Below are 14,908 nucleotides of genomic sequence, written 5' to 3' on the forward strand. Positions count from 1 at the left end.
GCAATGCAGCTCATTCAGCAGGCAGTCAACCGCAGAAAAATTGCCGCCAGCCGCTCAATGCCCGCCTGATCCTCTGGCCTGAAACGCGCCAGTTTCGGACTGTCCAGGTCCAGCACCCCAATCAACCTCCCATCCTTGACCAAGGGCACCACCAACTCGCTGTTGGACGCACTGTCGCAGGCAATATGCCCAGCAAACGCATGTACATCCTCCACCCGCTGGGTTTGCCGTGAAGCCGCCGCCGCACCACACACCCCTCGACCAAACGGAATCCGCACACAGGCGATCTGCCCCTGGAAAGGCCCGAGGACTAGTTCCTCATCACGGTTGAGATAAAAGCCCGCCCAGTTCAAGTCATCTAGCTGGTTGAACAGGAACGCCGAAAACTGCGCCGCGTTGGCGATAAAGTCACGCTCATCGGCCAGCAGCGATTCCAGTTGCGCACAAAGCATGGCGTAGCCATCAAGGCCGCTGCCCGCCTTCTGTAAATCGATCATGGCTGGCGCTCCAGCAATTTAAGGCCCACCCAGTACCGGGCGAATTGGTAGGCGCACCGGCCGTTGCGATTGCCGCGACCCGTGGCCCAGCGCACCGCAAGGATGTCGAGGGCTTCATCGCGCTGCCACTGCAAACCTGCCTTGTTCGCCAGCTCGCCGACCCAGTGCTCCACCACGTCCAGGAAGTGTTCCTGGGTGAACGGGTAGAACGACAACCACAGGCCAAAACGGTCGGACAAGGCGATCTTGTCTTCCACCGCCTCACTGGGATGCAACTCACCATCCACACGTTTCCAGTTGTCGTTGTCGCTCTGGTTTTCCGGCACCAGGTGACGACGGTTGGAGGTCGCGTACAGCAACACGTTTTCCGGGGCCTGTTCCAGCGAGCCGTCGAGCACGCTCTTGAGCACACGGTAGTCGCCTTCGCCAGCCTCGAACGAGAGGTCATCGCAGAACAGGATAAAACGCTGCGGCAGCTTGAGCAGTTGCTCGACCACACGCGGCAGATCGGCCAGGTGGTCACGCTCGATTTCGATCAGGCGCAAGCCGGCCTTGGCATGCTGGGCCAGCAAGGCGCGGACCATCGACGATTTGCCCGTGCCACGCGACCCCCAGAGCAACGCATGGTTGGCGGGCAGGCCGTCGAGAAACTGCTGGGTATTGCGCGCCAATTGCTCGCGCTGTTTGTCGACACCGATCAGGTCGGACAGGCGCATATCCAGGCTGACTTCCAGGGGCAGCAAAAAGCCGCTGCGCCCCTCGCGCTGCCAGCGGGCCGCCAGGCAGTGGTTCCAGTCAACCGCCACGCGAGGTGCGGGCAACAGGGGTTCCAGACGAGCAAGCACCGCATCGGCCCGCTCAAGAAAGGCATTCAATCGAGAATCCATGACTATTCCTGTGGCAAGTTCTTGAAAAAGATGGCGTATTGGCAACCCTGACGCAGTTGCCAGACGGCTGCACCTTAAAAAACGATTCATACCGGGCAAGGCTGGCGCTGAGGATGTTCAGCTATGCTTGCCGGGCGAAGGGAAACGTGAAGTGGCTCAGCACCCAATGGATATCAAGTTCGCCCACCGCTTGTCTTATAAACAAGCCAGACTGACTGTGCTGGTTGGTTTCGTGTTGGGAACCTTACTCAGCCTGATCCAAATCGGCATTGATTATGCCAGCGAAGACGCGTCCATCAACCGTGAAATACACGCGCTGCTTGAAATCAGTCACAACCCCGCCTCACGTATTGCCTACAACATCGACGCCGAACTGGCCCAGGAGTTGACCCTGGGCCTGCTGCACTCCCCCGCCATCACGCGGGCACAGTTGGTCGACAACAATGGCCTGGTGCTGGCTGACGTTGATCGGCCCCGCAAGGAGAGCAGCTACCGTCCTATCAGCGACTTTTTGTTCGGCGCCAACCGCCAGTTCGAAGACCGCCTGTACCTCACCCATATGCCCGGCGAGTCCCTCGGCGTGTTACGCCTTGACGTCGACACCTACGCATTCGGCAGCCGATTCCTACGTCGAGCAGAGATCACCCTACTCAATGGCTTTGCCCGTAGCCTGATCCTGACCGGCATCCTCCTAGGCCTGTTCTACGTGATGCTGACCCAGCCCCTGGTGCGGATCATCCGTGAGTTGAGCACCCGCAGCCCCGGCAGCGCGCCCCTGGCTCGCCTGGATTGCCCGCCGGGGCACGAACATGATGAGATCGGCGTGCTGGTCAACGTCGCCAACCAACAGTTCGAGAACATGGAGACCGAAATCCAGCAGCGGCGCCACGCCGAGGACCGCCTGACCGAGTACCTTGGCCAGTTGGAAGACATTGTTTCGGCGCGTACCACCGAACTCAAGGCGATCAACCACCGGCTAAGCCAATCCAACGAAGAGCTGGAGGCCTCGAAAATCAACGCCCTGGGCATGGCCCAGGCGCGCGCGGCGTTCCTTGCCAACATGAGCCATGAAATCCGCACCCCGCTCAATGGGCTGCTTGGCATGATCGCGCTGTCTCTGGACAGCGCGCTGAACGCCGAGCAGCGCCAACAATTGTCGATCGCCCATGACTCCGGCAAGGTTTTGGTAGAACTGCTTAACGATATTCTCGACCTGTCCAAGTTTGACGCCGGGCAACTGGAACTCGAAAGCATCCCCTTCGACCTCGGCTCGCTGGTGGAAGACACCGCCAACCTGCTGTCGCAGAACGCTGCGCCCAGCGTGGAGTTGACCTGCCTGATCGATCCGCAGTTTCCTGCCCAGGTCGTGGGTGATCCGACGCGGGTCCGGCAGATTGTCAGTAACCTGCTGTCCAATGCCTTGAAGTTCACCCGGTTCGGGCGCGTCGATGTGCGCCTCAGTGCGCAACCCGACGGCGTGCGCATCGAAGTGTGCGACACCGGCATCGGCATTGCGCAGGAAGCCCAGGCGCGGATCTTCAAACCCTTCACCCAGGCGGGCGCCGGCATTACCCGCCAGTTTGGCGGGACCGGCCTGGGGTTGGCGCTGACCCACAATCTTTGCGAAGCCATGCGCGGTCGGCTGACCATCAGTTCGGAAACCGGCTTCGGCAGCCAGTTCTGCGCCGAACTGCCACTTCCTGCACACACCCCAGCGACACGACTGGCGCCATTGAGCGGTGAAGTCGCGGTGATTACCGGGGCCAGCAGCGGGCTGGCAGAACTGCTGCACACCCTGTTGCCGCACTGGGGGCTGACGCCGCACTGCTACACCATCGACGATGACTTGACGGGCCTGGCACCGGACATCCTGATCACCGACTGCCCCGAATGCCTGTTCCGCCTGCGGCCGACCGTCAGCGCTCCGATCCTGCTGGTCACCGCCTACGGCAATTTCATGCCCAGCGAAGAAGTGGCCGCCCTGGCGCCGCTGCAACAGCAGGCGCGCCCGCTGAGTCGCACGGCGCTGTATCAGGTCTTGCACCGTACCCTGCGCGCCGACAGCGAAATCGTCCTCGACCTGGCCCAATTGGAGACCAGCCCGGTTGCCCATCGGGCGCGTATCCTCTTGGTGGAGGACAACCCGGTCAATCAACTGGTGGCCAAGGGCATGCTCGGCAAGCTGGGCTGCGAGGTGGTGGTCGCGGCCCATGGCGGCGAGGCGCTGAAGCAGCTGGAAGAACAACGTTTCGATATGGTGCTGATGGACTGCAACATGCCGGTCATGGATGGCTACGAGGCGAGCCGGCAGATTCGCCGCAGCGGGCGCTGGCCGCAGCTGCCGATCGTCGCGCTGACCGCCAATGCCCTGGCCGAGGAACGCGAACGGTGCCGGGCCGCCGGCATGAACGACTACCTGGCCAAACCCTTTCGCCGCGAAGAACTCAACGCCCTACTCGACCTCTGGGTGCCGACTACGACAAATCTGTGATCTGCCGGAGCAACTGGTCCAGGCCATGGCGCAGGGTGTCCGCCTGGCTCAGGTCCACGCCGCTGTCGCACAACAAGCGAGCCTTCAGCGGCTGGACGCGCTCACGCAGCGCCTGGCCCGCTTCGGCAAGGCTCAAGTGCACTTCACGCTCATCATGGGTACTGCGCCGGCGCGTGATCAACGTCAGTTGCTCCAGGCGTTTGAGCAGCGGCGTCAGCGTCCCGGAATCGAGCAACAGCCGTTCCCCCAGCGCCTTGACCGTCGGCTGCGGCGGGGCAGCGGCATGCCACTCCCACAACACCAACATCACCAGATATTGCGGATACGTCAGGCCCAACTGGTCGAGCATTGGCTTATAGGCTCGTGTCACCGCCCGGGAGGCGGCGTACAGCTTGAAGCACAGCTGGTCATCCAGGGCCAGGGATACGGCAGGCAAGTCAGTCATTTGAGCAGCGCTTCGATCTCTTGGGTCAATTCCTGGGGTTTGGTGGTCGGGGCAAAACGCTGGACCACCTGGCCGTCGCGGCCGATCAAGAACTTGGTGAAGTTCCACTTGATGCCCTTGGAACCCAGCAGGCCCGGCGCGCGCTGTTTGAGTTGCACAAACAGCGGATGGGCCTCGCCCCCGTTGACATCGACCTTCTTGAACAGGGGGAAACTGACGCCGAAATTCAGCTCGCAAAACTCGGAAATAGCCCCCTCGTCACCCGGCTCCTGCTTGCCGAACTGGTTGCACGGGAAGCCCAGCACCACCAGGCCCTGGTCCTTGTACTGCTGCCAGAGCTGCTCCAGGCCTTTGTACTGTGGAGTGAAGCCGCACTTGCTGGCGGTGTTGACCACCAGGATCGCCTTGCCGGCGAAATCCGCCAGGGTCTTTTGCTCGCCCTTGATGGTGGTGCAAGGGATGGACAGCAGGTTATCGCTCATGGGATCGCCTCGGACACAAAGAAGAACATGAAACATAGTGTGCAATTGAATTGTATGCAATTTAATTGACCAGACTAATGACTCGACATCACCCCGCAGGAACCGGCTTGCCGGCTCCTACGAGGGGCATGGTGTCAGCGCGGAACCAGGTCCAGGCACACCGAGTTGATGCAATAGCGCAGGCCTGTAGGCGGCGGGCCATCAGGGAACACATGGCCCAAATGCGCATCGCACTTGGCACAGGTCACTTCCGTACGGATCATCCCGTGGCTCACGTCACGAATCTCAATCATCGCGCTATCAGCAATCGGCTCATAAAAACTGGGCCAGCCACAACCGGCATCGAACTTGGTCTTCGAGTCGAACAGCGGCTCATTGCAGCAAATGCAGTGATACACGCCATCGGTCGTAGTGGCGTTGTACTTGCCAGAAAACGGCCGCTCGGTGCCCTTGAGACGGCACACCTGATACTGCGCCGGGTCGAGCATTTCCCGCCATTCATCCAGGGTTTTATCCAACTTTTCCATCAATGCACCTCGACAACTGAAAAAGCCTGATCTGTGTCTTTTCCATGGATCAGGCGGCACGTATGATTGCGCCTCTTCAAAGCGCCAGTCTGGCACCCGCGTTATCGGCATTCAAACGTATTTATGGGTCAGGCCACACGCAGGATTCCCAGCACGGTAGTCTTCACATCGTCTGGATCGTTCATTTTCGGGATCACATCGCCATGCAGGTCAGCAAATCGAACAAGCTCGCCAACGTCTGCTACGACATTCGCGGCCCAGTGCTCAAGCACGCCAAGCGCCTGGAAGAGGAAGGCCATCGCATCCTCAAGCTGAACATTGGCAACCCGGCGCCCTTTGGTTTCGAAGCACCGGACGAAATCCTCCAGGACGTGATCCGCAACCTGCCCACCGCCCAGGGCTACAGCGACTCCAAGGGGTTGTTCAGCGCGCGCAAGGCAGTCATGCAGTACTACCAGCAAAAGCAGGTAGAAGGGGTTGGTATTGAAGATATCTACCTCGGCAATGGTGTCTCCGAGCTGATCGTGATGGCCATGCAGGCCTTGCTCAACAACGGCGACGAAGTGCTGGTGCCGGCGCCTGACTACCCGCTGTGGACCGCTGCCGTGACCCTGGCCGGTGGCCATCCGGTGCATTACCTGTGTGACGAGCAAGCCAACTGGTGGCCGGACCTGGCCGATATCAAGGCCAAGATCACGCCCAACACCAAGGCGCTGGTGATCATCAACCCGAACAACCCGACGGGCGCGGTGTACTCCAAGGAAGTGCTGCTGGGCATGCTCGAACTGGCGCGCCAGCACAACCTGGTGGTGTTCTCCGACGAGATCTACGACAAGATCCTCTACGACGACGCCGTGCACATCTGCACCGCCTCCCTGGCCCCGGACCTGCTATGCCTGACCTTCAACGGCCTGTCCAAGTCCTACCGGGTCGCGGGCTTCCGTTCCGGCTGGGTCGCCATCTCCGGGCCCAAGCACAATGCCCAGAGCTACATCGAAGGCATCGACATGCTGGCCAATATGCGCCTGTGTGCCAACGTGCCGAGCCAGCACGCGATCCAGACCGCCCTGGGCGGCTACCAGAGCATCAACGACCTGGTGCTGCCCGCCGGCCGCCTGCTGGAGCAGCGCAACCGCACCTGGGAGCTGCTCAACGATATTCCCGGCGTCAGTTGCGTCAAACCCATGGGCGCCTTGTATGCGTTCCCGCGGATCGACCCGAAAGTCTGCCCGATCCACAACGACGAGAAGTTCGTCCTCGACCTGCTGCTCTCGGAAAAGCTGCTGGTGGTCCAGGGCACGGCGTTCAACTGGCCGTGGCCTGATCACTTCCGCGTGGTGACCTTGCCCCGTGTGGATGACCTGGACATGGCCATCGGCCGCATCGGCAACTTCCTGAAGTCCTATCGCCAGTGACCTCGCTTTCGCTGTACGACCCACAAGAGGTCGTACAGCGAGTATCTGGCAACACATCTACGCGCCACACTGGCAGAAACACCCGTTGGCTTCACTCTCTTCCCTTCTATCCTGCACTTTCCAGTAATCACGGGGCCCAACGGCTTACGGAGGGGAATTTCCATGGGCATAAAGCCTCGGAAAATCCCTGCAAGGTTCTACATTCGCGCTGTAGGACACAGTTTGAAATAGTCGCCCGGTTGAATAGCCCACTGCCGCACCTTATATACCCCGCAGTACGCGACATATTAAGCATGAGGAGAATTCTACAACCATGATGCGCATCCTGCTGTTCTTGGCCACTAACCTGGCGGTCGTGCTGATTGCCAGCATCACCCTGAGCCTTTTCGGCTTCAACGGGTTCATGGCGGCCAACGGGGTTGATCTGAACCTCAATCAGCTGCTGGTTTTCTGTGCCGTCTTTGGTTTTGCCGGCTCGATCTTCTCGCTGTTCATCTCCAAGTGGATGGCGAAGATGAGCACCAGCACCCAGATCATCACCCAGCCGCGCACCCGGCATGAGCAATGGCTGCTGCAAACCGTCGAGCAACTGTCCCGCGAAGCCGGGATCAAGATGCCTGAAGTAGGGATCTTCCCGGCCTACGAGGCCAACGCCTTTGCCACTGGCTGGAACAAGAACGATGCTCTTGTTGCCGTCAGCCAGGGTTTGCTCGAGCGTTTCTCGCCCGACGAAGTGAAGGCCGTGCTGGCCCACGAGATCGGCCACGTCGCCAACGGTGACATGGTTACCCTGGCACTGGTGCAGGGCGTGGTGAACACCTTTGTGATGTTCTTTGCGCGGATCATCGGCAACTTTGTCGACAAGGTGATCTTCAAGAACGAAGGCGGCCAGGGTATCGCCTACTACGTGGCGACCATCTTTGCTGAACTGGTACTGGGCTTCCTCGCCAGCTCCATCGTGATGTGGTTCTCGCGCAAACGCGAGTTCCGCGCCGACGAAGCCGGTGCCCAACTGGCCGGTACTGCCGCGATGATCGGTGCCCTGCAACGCCTGCGCTCCGAACAGGGCCTGCCAGTGCACATGCCTGACACCCTGAATGCCTTCGGCATCAACGGTGGCGTCAAGCAAGGCCTGGCGCGGATGTTCATGAGCCACCCGCCACTGGAAGAGCGGATCGACGCACTGCGTCGTCGCGGCTGACAGCCAAAGGGTAGAAAAAGGGGCGACTGAATCGCCCCTTTTTTGTGGGTGCGTGTTTTACCGCTGCGCCAACTGGTAAACCCGCTCCTCAAGGCGCGTGACACCGCCCTGGGCGAACTTCGGGCTCTCGGCCAGGATATCCCGCTGCTCCAGGACGCTCAGGCGCCAGCGTCCTGCCAGCAGCCTCCGGACTTCCTCATCACTGACCGCAAACGGCGGCCCGGCCTTCAGGGCCTGCTCATAATCCAGGCTGATCAACAGGCCACTTTGCACCTGGGGCGCAATCGCCTGCAAATGCGCGGCATAGCGCTCACGCACCAACGGCGGCAAGGCAATCAGCGCCGCACGGTCATACAGGGCGGCGCACCCTGCCACATCTTCACGGCTCAATTCGAAGAAATCGCCGCACCACAGCTCGATAGTGCCAGCCTGATAAACCTTGAAACTGCCCCGCTGGCTGACTTGTGCAGCCAGGCACTGCTCCTGGAAAAACTCCTCCACGGCCTTTTCCGACAGTTCCACACCCAGGACCTGGCAGCCCTGCTGCGCCAGCCACATCAGGTCCAGGCTTTTGCCGCACAGCGGCACGAGCACCCGGGCCCCGCCGACCAACCCCAGCCCCGGCCAGTGTCGCTGCAAATAGGGATTGACCTCAGGCAGGTGAAAGCCGATCTGATTACGTGCCCAGCGGTCATGCCAAAAGGTGGATTCCATGAATAGCCCAGAAAATTCGATCAAATGGCGCTAAAACTTATATTAGATTTAGATCAATGATCTGATTAAAGATGGTCCCATCTTAACCTTGAGGACCCTGCTCATGCTGCCCAGCCTGTTTATTTCCCACGGCTCGCCCATGCTTGCCCTACAACCTGGCGCCAGCGGGCCGGTTCTTGCACGCCTGGCCGCCACCCTGCCCCGCCCCAAGGCGATCGTGGTGATGTCCGCACATTGGGAAAGCCGTGAACTGCTGGTCAGCGCCAGCCCTGCCCCAGAGACCTGGCACGACTTCGGTGGTTTCCCTCGCGAGCTGTTTGCGGTGCAGTATCCAGCGCCCGGCGATCCGGCACTGGCGCAACAGATCGTCGAGCTGCTCGCCGCCGATGGCCTGCCCGCCCGCCTAGACCACCAGCGCCCGTTCGACCATGGCACCTGGGTGCCGCTGTCTTTGATGTACCCGACGGCCGATATCCCTGTGGTGCAGGTCTCCCTGCCCAGCCACATGGGTCCGACGCTGCAAACCCGAATCGGCCAGGCATTGCGCAGCTTGCGCGAACAAGGCGTGTTGTTGATCGGCTCGGGCAGCATCACCCATAACCTCGGTGAGCTGGACTGGCGGGCCGGCCCGGAAAGCATCGAGCCCTGGGCACGAGAGTTCCGCGACTGGGTCGTCGACAAACTCGACACCCAGGATGAAGCCGCCTTGCACGACTACCGCCACCAGGCGCCCCACGCGGTGCGCAGCCATCCCAGCGATGAGCACTTATTGCCGCTGTACTTCGCCCGCGGCGCGGGTGGGCAGTTTAATGTGGCCCATCAGGGGTTCACCCTGGGCGCGTTGGGGATGGATATCTATCGCTTTGATTAGCCGCAGCTTTTTGTAGGGGCCCGGTAAAACCCAGGCAAAAAAAATCCCCGAACCAGTCGGGGATTTTTTATGTTCGATCAATCAACCCAAGGGTCGATCAATCTTCGCGATAGCGACGCAGCTTGAGCTGCTTGCCAGCAACACGGGTGTCCTTCAGCTTGGCCAGCAATTTCTCCAGGCCATCTTCCGGCAGCTCCACCAGGGAGAAGCTGTCACGCACCTGGATGCGACCGATCGCTTCACGTGCCAGGCCACCCTCGTTGAGGATAGCGCCCAGCAGGTTCTTGGCAGCGATGCCATCACGCGCGCCCAGCGCGGTACGGCAGCGAGCACGGCCTTCGGCCAATGGAACCGGAGCACGACGCTCACGATCACCACGGTCTGGACGATCACCGGTACGCTCTGGACGATCACCGCGCGGAGCGTTGTTCGGCACCAGTGGACGTTCTTTCTCGATCGCTGCCAGAGTCAGGGCCTGACCGTTGGTAGCCTTGCGCAGCAGGGCCGCAGCCAGGGCACGCGGGGTGCAACCGATATCGGCGGTCAGGCGGTCCAGCAGGTCGCCGTGGGTCGATTCAGCGTCAGCCACCAGCGGCGACAGGCTGTTGGTCAGTTTCTTGATGCGCGCATCGAGAACAGCCTGGGCATCCGGCAGACGGACTTCGGCAACTTTCTGACCGGTTACACGCTCGATCACTTGCAGCATGCGGCGCTCACGTGGAGTCACCAGCAGCAGTGCACGGCCTTCGCGACCGGCACGGCCAGTACGGCCGATACGGTGAACGTAGGACTCTGGATCGTACGGCATGTCCACGTTGAACACGTGGGTGATACGCGGAACGTCGAGACCACGAGCCGCTACGTCGGTCGCCACAACGATGTCCAGACGGCCATCCTTGAGGGAGTCGATCACGCGCTCACGTTGGTTCTGGGCAATGTCACCGTTCAGCGCAGCGGCTTTGTAGCCTTTGGCTTCCAGGGCACTGGCCAGGTCCAGAGTCGCTTGCTTGGTGCGCACGAACATGATCAGGGCGTCGAAGTCTTCGACTTCCAGCAGGCTCAATACAGCCGAGGTCTTCTGGTCAGCGTGAACCAACAGGTGAGCCTGTTCGATCGCGGTAACGGTCTGGGTCTTGGTCTGGATCTTCACGTGTTGCGGATCGCGCAGATGGCGTTCGGCAATGGCACGGATAGACTGTGGCAGGGTGGCCGAGAACAGTACGGTCTGACGGGTCGGTGGCAGTGCCTTGAAGATGACTTCCAGGTCATCCATGAAGCCCAGCTTCAACATTTCGTCAGCTTCGTCGAGAACCAGGTGGTTCACGGTCGACAGTACTTTTTCGTCACGGCGCAGGTGGTCGCACAGACGGCCCGGGGTGGCGACAACGATCTGTGCGCCATTACGGATTGCTTTCAGTTGTGGGCCCATAGGCGCGCCGCCGTAAACGGCCACAACGGTAACGCCTGGCATTTGCTTGGCGTAGGTTTCGAAAGCGGTTGCTACTTGCAGCGCCAACTCACGGGTTGGCGCCAGGATCAGGGCTTGCGGCTCGCGCTTGGCAGGATCGATGCAGTGCAGGATAGGCAGGGCGAACGCGGCGGTTTTACCGGTACCGGTTTGCGCCTGGCCAATCATGTCTTGGCCGGCCATGATGATCGGGATCGATTGCTGCTGAATAGCCGAAGGTTCTTCGTAGCCGGTCGCAATGACGGCAGCAAGAATGTTCGGGTTAAGATTAAAAGCGGCGAAGCCGCCGGTTTCCTGGGTCATGGGTCTGCCTCTAAGTGCATCCGCAAAGACCCATGCTCCAAAGCTGCGCATGCCGTGTTGAGACTCAAGAGTCGCCCTGGCTGCTTTGTCGGCGGGGATTTGCGAAAACGAATGAATGAAAAAGATTCGTCAAGGGAGAGTCCGCTGTGCGGACGTGCAGCCGAAGCTGACTTCGGGGAATTGCGCTACCTAAACGCGGCCCGGTTAAAGGCCGGCGCGCACTATACCGGAAATCCCTGAAAAAGGGAGCTTTTTTTATCGGAAAAGACCATTCAACTGCTCTGCGTCACAGGCTTTGCGCTTCCTCGCAGGAGCGTCTATTTTTCAAAGGCCCGGCCCTGTTGGTCATTGCGCTTAAACGCTTCACCTTTTGCAGCGGGCCCTTCGGTCCGAAACTGCCTTTCGCGCCCGAGGATCCAGCCATGAGTCAAGCCAGCAGCAGCCGCGTCAGCCGTGAACTACAAGGGCATGTCCTGCTGCTTGGGCTCGATCGGGTAGCCAAGCGCAACGCCTTTGATCTCGACCTGCTCAACGAACTGAGCCTGGCCTATGGCGAATTCGACCGCAACGAAGAAGCGCGGGTGGCCGTGGTGTTCGGGCATGGCGACCACTTCACCGCCGGGCTGGACCTGATCAACGTCGCGCACACCATGGCCCAAGGCTGGCAACCGCCGCTAGGCGGCTGCGATCCGTGGGGTGTGTTCGCCGGGCCCAGGGTCAGCAAACCGGTGATCGTGGCCGCCCAGGGCTACTGCCTGACCATCGGTATCGAATTGATGCTCGCAGCAGACATCAACCTGTGTGCCAGCAATACGCGCTTTGCGCAGATGGAAGTACAACGTGGGATCTTTCCTTTTGGTGGCGCCACCCTGCGCCTGCACCAGATTGCCGGCTGGGGCAACGCCATGCGCTGGCTGCTCACGGGTGACGAGTTCGATGCCCATGAGGCCCTGCGCCTGGGGTTGGTGCAGGAGGTCATGGCCAGCGAAGACCTGCTGCCCCGGGCGCTGGCGCTGGCCAACCGGATTGCCAGCCAGGCGCCGTTGGGCGTGCAGGCGACGTTGACATCGGCACGCCAGGCGCGGGATGAGGGCGAGACCGCTGCGGCGGCCGGGTTGCCGGCGCTGGTGGAGAAACTGCTGGGCAGCGAGGATGCCAAGGAAGGGGTACGGGCGATGCTGGAGAAGCGGCCGGGGGTGTTCAAGGGGTTGTGAACAGACAGTGATGGCCTCATCGCCGGCAAGCCCGCTCCCACAGGGGGAGATCTTGGCCATGCAGAATAGCCACAGAACAAATGTGGGAGCGGGCTTGCCCGCGATGAGGCCAGTGCAGGCACCTAAGTCGCCGGCCGAACCGCCTTGATCAACGCCTGCAACGAATACCCCAGGCGCGGCGCCAGCGCCTCGGCCCGCGCAGAAACCGCCGCCAGGTCCAGCGTCTGGTCCAGGTCCGCCGGCACGATCAGGATCACATTGCCCTCCTTCACCGGCAACTCCCAGTAATGTCGATGATAAAGCCCACGCAACAACGCAGCGCCCAGGGGCTTGCCATCATCGGTGGCCCACTGGTTGATCACCAGCCAGCCACCCGGATTGAGCTTCTTCTGGCAGTTTTCCAGGAAAGTCCAGGCCAGGTGACCAACCCCCGGCCCGACATCGGTATACAAGTCGACGAAAATCAGGTCCGCCGGCTCCGCTGTCTCCAGCAATTCCAGGGCATCGCCAACACGGATGTACAGCCGTGGATCATCATCCAGCCCCAGGTATTCAATGGCCAGGCGCGGCACATCCGGGCGCAGCTCAATGGCCTCGACGTCTTCCAGCGGCAGGAACTTGAGGCAGGCCTGGGTCAGCGTCCCAGCCCCCAGGCCAAGAAACAGCGCACTTTCGGGCTGCTCATGGCACAAGGCGCCAATCAACATGGCGCGGGTGTAGTCGTACTCCAGCCAGCTGGGGTCGGCAGTGAACACACAGCTCTGTTCGATGGCATCGCCAAACTCGAGAAAGCGGTAGTCAGCCACTTCCAGCACACGGATCAAGCCGAAGTCATCATGGACCTCAGCCAACAGGCGCTCGACGCGCTCCTCAGTCATTTCATCTCCTAATGGGCCCGGGCACGGGTTCAAGCCGCCTGGTAGCAAGCGGGAAAGGCGCGATTGTCGGCCAAGCGGCGCCAGCAGGTCACGCACTAATTGCTGATAACATGCACGCTCCCGACATTCATTCGAGTTCACGATGAGCCAACCCTGGAGCCCCGACAGCTGGCGCGCCCTGCCGATCCAGCAACAACCCCGCTACCCCGACGCCGCGCACTTGCTGCAGGTCGAGCAGAGCCTGGCCAGCTACCCGCCGCTGGTGTTCGCCGGCGAAGCCCGGGAGCTGCGCCGCCAGTTTGCCGAGGTGACCCAGGGTCGCGCGTTCCTGCTGCAAGGTGGCGACTGTGCCGAGAGCTTTGCCGAGTTCTCTGCCGCGAAAATCCGCGACACCTTCAAAGTGTTGCTGCAGATGGCCATTGTCATGACCTTCGCCGCAGGCTGTCCGGTGGTCAAAGTCGGGCGCATGGCCGGCCAGTTCGCCAAGCCGCGCTCGGCCAACGATGAAACCATCGATGGCATCACCCTGCCTGCCTACCGTGGCGACATCGTCAACGGTATTGGTTTCGACGAGAAAAGCCGCGTCCCGGACCCCGACCGCCTGTTGCAGTCCTATCACCAGTCCACCGCCACCCTGAACCTGCTGCGCGCCTTCGCCCAGGGCGGTTTTGCCGACCTGCACCAGGTGCACAAGTGGAACCTGGACTTTATCGCCAACTCCGCCCTGGCCGACAAGTACAGCCAACTGGCAGACCGTATCGACGAGACCCTGGCCTTCATGCGCGCCTGCGGCATGGACAGCTCGCCACAATTGCGCGAGACCAGCTTCTTCACCGCCCACGAAGCACTGCTGCTCAATTACGAGCAAGCCTTCGTGCGTCGTGACAGCCTGACCAACGATTACTACGACTGTTCGGCCCATATGCTGTGGATCGGCGACCGCACGCGCCAACTCGATGGCGCGCACGTCGAGTTCCTGCGCGGGGTGAACAACCCGATCGGGGTCAAGGTCGGCCCGAGCATGAACCCCGACGACCTGATTCGCCTGATCGACATCCTCAACCCGGATAACGACCCCGGCCGCCTGAACCTGATCGCGCGCATGGGCGCCAACAAGGTCGGCGATCACCTGCCCGACCTGATCCGCGCCGTGCAGCGCGAAGGCAAGCAGGTGTTGTGGAGCAGCGACCCGATGCATGGCAACACCATCAAGGCCAGCAGCGGCTACAAGACCCGGGACTTCGCGCAGATCCTTAGCGAAGTGAAGGAATTCTTCCAGGTCCATGAAGCCGAAGGCACTTATGCCGGTGGGATTCATATCGAAATGACCGGGCAGAATGTCACCGAGTGCATCGGTGGCGCGCGGCCGATTACCGAGGATGGCTTGTCGGACCGCTACCACACCCATTGTGACCCGCGGATGAATGCCGATCAGTCGCTGGAGCTGGCGTTCTTGATTGCCGAGACGCTCAAGCAGGTCAAACGCTAGGGCAGGCGTGGCCTGATCCACCGCTA

General features: G+C 61.1%; 14 protein-coding genes. 6 read left to right on the forward strand and 8 right to left on the reverse strand.

Annotated elements, in window-relative coordinates:
• Positions 1–14: 14 nt before the first annotated feature.
• A complete protein-coding gene (locus ACO77H_RS18235) occupies positions 15–497 on the reverse strand; it encodes a GAF domain-containing protein (protein ID WP_169952624.1) in 483 nt (160 codons plus the stop codon).
• The gene (locus ACO77H_RS18240) at positions 494–1,384 is read right to left on the reverse strand and encodes an ATP-binding protein (RefSeq protein WP_432754404.1); all 891 of its coding nucleotides are present in this window, start codon (positions 1,382–1,384) and stop codon (positions 494–496) included. Before ACO77H_RS18240 ends, ACO77H_RS18235 begins: the two co-directional genes overlap by 4 nt.
• A 166-nt stretch (positions 1,385–1,550) precedes the next feature.
• On the opposite strand from ACO77H_RS18240, the gene ACO77H_RS18245 reads away from it, so the two are divergent.
• Positions 1,551–3,875 carry a hybrid sensor histidine kinase/response regulator gene (locus tag ACO77H_RS18245; protein WP_169952863.1) on the forward strand — a complete coding sequence of 775 codons (2,325 nt, stop codon included), beginning with the start codon at positions 1,551–1,553 and terminating at the stop codon, positions 3,873–3,875.
• On the opposite strand, the gene ACO77H_RS18250 is transcribed toward ACO77H_RS18245, so the two are convergent.
• The 3 genes from ACO77H_RS18250 to msrB form a co-directional block, all read right to left on the reverse strand.
• Entirely contained in the window at positions 3,859–4,320 is a 462-nt protein-coding gene (locus tag ACO77H_RS18250; protein WP_169952628.1) for a MarR family winged helix-turn-helix transcriptional regulator, read from the reverse strand. The genes ACO77H_RS18245 and ACO77H_RS18250 overlap by 17 nt on opposite strands.
• Positions 4,317–4,802 (reverse strand): glutathione peroxidase, encoded by a 486-nt coding sequence (locus ACO77H_RS18255; RefSeq protein WP_169952630.1) that lies wholly within the window; start codon positions 4,800–4,802, stop codon positions 4,317–4,319. Before ACO77H_RS18255 ends, ACO77H_RS18250 begins: the two co-directional genes overlap by 4 nt.
• 134 nt (positions 4,803–4,936) lie before the next feature.
• Positions 4,937–5,329, reverse strand: coding sequence for a peptide-methionine (R)-S-oxide reductase MsrB (msrB, locus tag ACO77H_RS18260; RefSeq protein ID WP_029298046.1), 393 nt, complete (start codon positions 5,327–5,329; stop codon positions 4,937–4,939).
• A 203-nt stretch (positions 5,330–5,532) separates the two neighbouring features.
• Between msrB and ACO77H_RS18265 the strand changes: the two genes are divergently transcribed.
• On the forward strand, positions 5,533–6,744 hold the full coding sequence (locus tag ACO77H_RS18265; protein ID WP_029298044.1) for a pyridoxal phosphate-dependent aminotransferase: 1,212 nt from the start codon (positions 5,533–5,535) through the stop codon (positions 6,742–6,744).
• A 313-nt stretch (positions 6,745–7,057) separates the two neighbouring features.
• Positions 7,058–7,945, forward strand: a complete 888-nt coding sequence (htpX, locus tag ACO77H_RS18270; protein WP_029298042.1) for a protease HtpX — start codon at positions 7,058–7,060, stop codon at positions 7,943–7,945.
• A 57-nt stretch (positions 7,946–8,002) separates the two neighbouring features.
• Here htpX and ACO77H_RS18275 read toward each other — a convergent pair whose 3' ends face one another.
• Positions 8,003–8,659 (reverse strand): thiopurine S-methyltransferase, encoded by a 657-nt coding sequence (locus ACO77H_RS18275; RefSeq protein ID WP_432754405.1) that lies wholly within the window; start codon positions 8,657–8,659, stop codon positions 8,003–8,005.
• Between the two features lie 103 nt (positions 8,660–8,762).
• Between ACO77H_RS18275 and ACO77H_RS18280 the strand changes: the two genes are divergently transcribed.
• Complete coding sequence (locus ACO77H_RS18280) at positions 8,763–9,530, forward strand: DODA-type extradiol aromatic ring-opening family dioxygenase (protein WP_432754406.1); 768 nt, start codon at positions 8,763–8,765, stop codon at positions 9,528–9,530.
• 97 nt (positions 9,531–9,627) lie between these two features.
• Here ACO77H_RS18280 and ACO77H_RS18285 read toward each other — a convergent pair whose 3' ends face one another.
• A complete protein-coding gene (locus tag ACO77H_RS18285; RefSeq protein ID WP_017136163.1) occupies positions 9,628–11,301 on the reverse strand; it encodes a DEAD/DEAH box helicase in 1,674 nt (557 codons plus the stop codon).
• A 422-nt stretch (positions 11,302–11,723) separates the two neighbouring features.
• Between ACO77H_RS18285 and ACO77H_RS18290 the strand changes: the two genes are divergently transcribed.
• Positions 11,724–12,515, forward strand: a complete 792-nt coding sequence (locus ACO77H_RS18290; protein WP_169952637.1) for a crotonase/enoyl-CoA hydratase family protein — start codon at positions 11,724–11,726, stop codon at positions 12,513–12,515.
• A 122-nt stretch (positions 12,516–12,637) separates the two neighbouring features.
• Here ACO77H_RS18290 and ACO77H_RS18295 read toward each other — a convergent pair whose 3' ends face one another.
• Positions 12,638–13,393: a spermidine synthase gene (locus tag ACO77H_RS18295; RefSeq protein ID WP_169952639.1), complete on the reverse strand. Its 756-nt coding sequence runs from the start codon at positions 13,391–13,393 to the stop codon at positions 12,638–12,640.
• A gap of 142 nt (positions 13,394–13,535) precedes the next feature.
• On the opposite strand from ACO77H_RS18295, the gene ACO77H_RS18300 reads away from it, so the two are divergent.
• The gene (locus ACO77H_RS18300) at positions 13,536–14,882 is read left to right on the forward strand and encodes a class II 3-deoxy-7-phosphoheptulonate synthase (protein ID WP_169952641.1); all 1,347 of its coding nucleotides are present in this window, start codon (positions 13,536–13,538) and stop codon (positions 14,880–14,882) included.
• The last annotated feature ends 26 nt before the right edge of the window (positions 14,883–14,908 follow it).

Origin of the sequence: Pseudomonas sp. WMBT8 (assembly GCF_050916005.1) — a bacterium.
GTDB lineage: Bacteria > Pseudomonadota > Gammaproteobacteria > Pseudomonadales > Pseudomonadaceae > Aquipseudomonas.

What these genes read in the sequence shown, in the direction of transcription:
- ACO77H_RS18235 (WP_169952624.1), bottom strand. Translation starts at nt 497, where the DNA reads ATGATCGATTTACAGAAGGCGGGCAGCGGCCTTGATGGCTACGCCATG.
- ACO77H_RS18240 (WP_432754404.1), bottom strand. Translation starts at nt 1,384, where the DNA reads ATGGATTCTCGATTGAATGCCTTTCTTGAGCGGGCCGATGCGGTGCTT.
- ACO77H_RS18245 (WP_169952863.1), top strand. Translation starts at nt 1,551, where the DNA reads ATGGATATCAAGTTCGCCCACCGCTTGTCTTATAAACAAGCCAGACTG.
- ACO77H_RS18250 (WP_169952628.1), bottom strand. Translation starts at nt 4,320, where the DNA reads ATGACTGACTTGCCTGCCGTATCCCTGGCCCTGGATGACCAGCTGTGC.
- ACO77H_RS18255 (WP_169952630.1), bottom strand. Translation starts at nt 4,802, where the DNA reads ATGAGCGATAACCTGCTGTCCATCCCTTGCACCACCATCAAGGGCGAG.
- msrB (WP_029298046.1), bottom strand. Translation starts at nt 5,329, where the DNA reads ATGGAAAAGTTGGATAAAACCCTGGATGAATGGCGGGAAATGCTCGAC.
- ACO77H_RS18265 (WP_029298044.1), top strand. Translation starts at nt 5,533, where the DNA reads ATGCAGGTCAGCAAATCGAACAAGCTCGCCAACGTCTGCTACGACATT.
- htpX (WP_029298042.1), top strand. Translation starts at nt 7,058, where the DNA reads ATGATGCGCATCCTGCTGTTCTTGGCCACTAACCTGGCGGTCGTGCTG.
- ACO77H_RS18275 (WP_432754405.1), bottom strand. Translation starts at nt 8,659, where the DNA reads ATGGAATCCACCTTTTGGCATGACCGCTGGGCACGTAATCAGATCGGC.
- ACO77H_RS18280 (WP_432754406.1), top strand. Translation starts at nt 8,763, where the DNA reads ATGCTGCCCAGCCTGTTTATTTCCCACGGCTCGCCCATGCTTGCCCTA.
- ACO77H_RS18285 (WP_017136163.1), bottom strand. Translation starts at nt 11,301, where the DNA reads ATGACCCAGGAAACCGGCGGCTTCGCCGCTTTTAATCTTAACCCGAAC.
- ACO77H_RS18290 (WP_169952637.1), top strand. Translation starts at nt 11,724, where the DNA reads ATGAGTCAAGCCAGCAGCAGCCGCGTCAGCCGTGAACTACAAGGGCAT.
- ACO77H_RS18295 (WP_169952639.1), bottom strand. Translation starts at nt 13,393, where the DNA reads ATGACTGAGGAGCGCGTCGAGCGCCTGTTGGCTGAGGTCCATGATGAC.
- ACO77H_RS18300 (WP_169952641.1), top strand. Translation starts at nt 13,536, where the DNA reads ATGAGCCAACCCTGGAGCCCCGACAGCTGGCGCGCCCTGCCGATCCAG.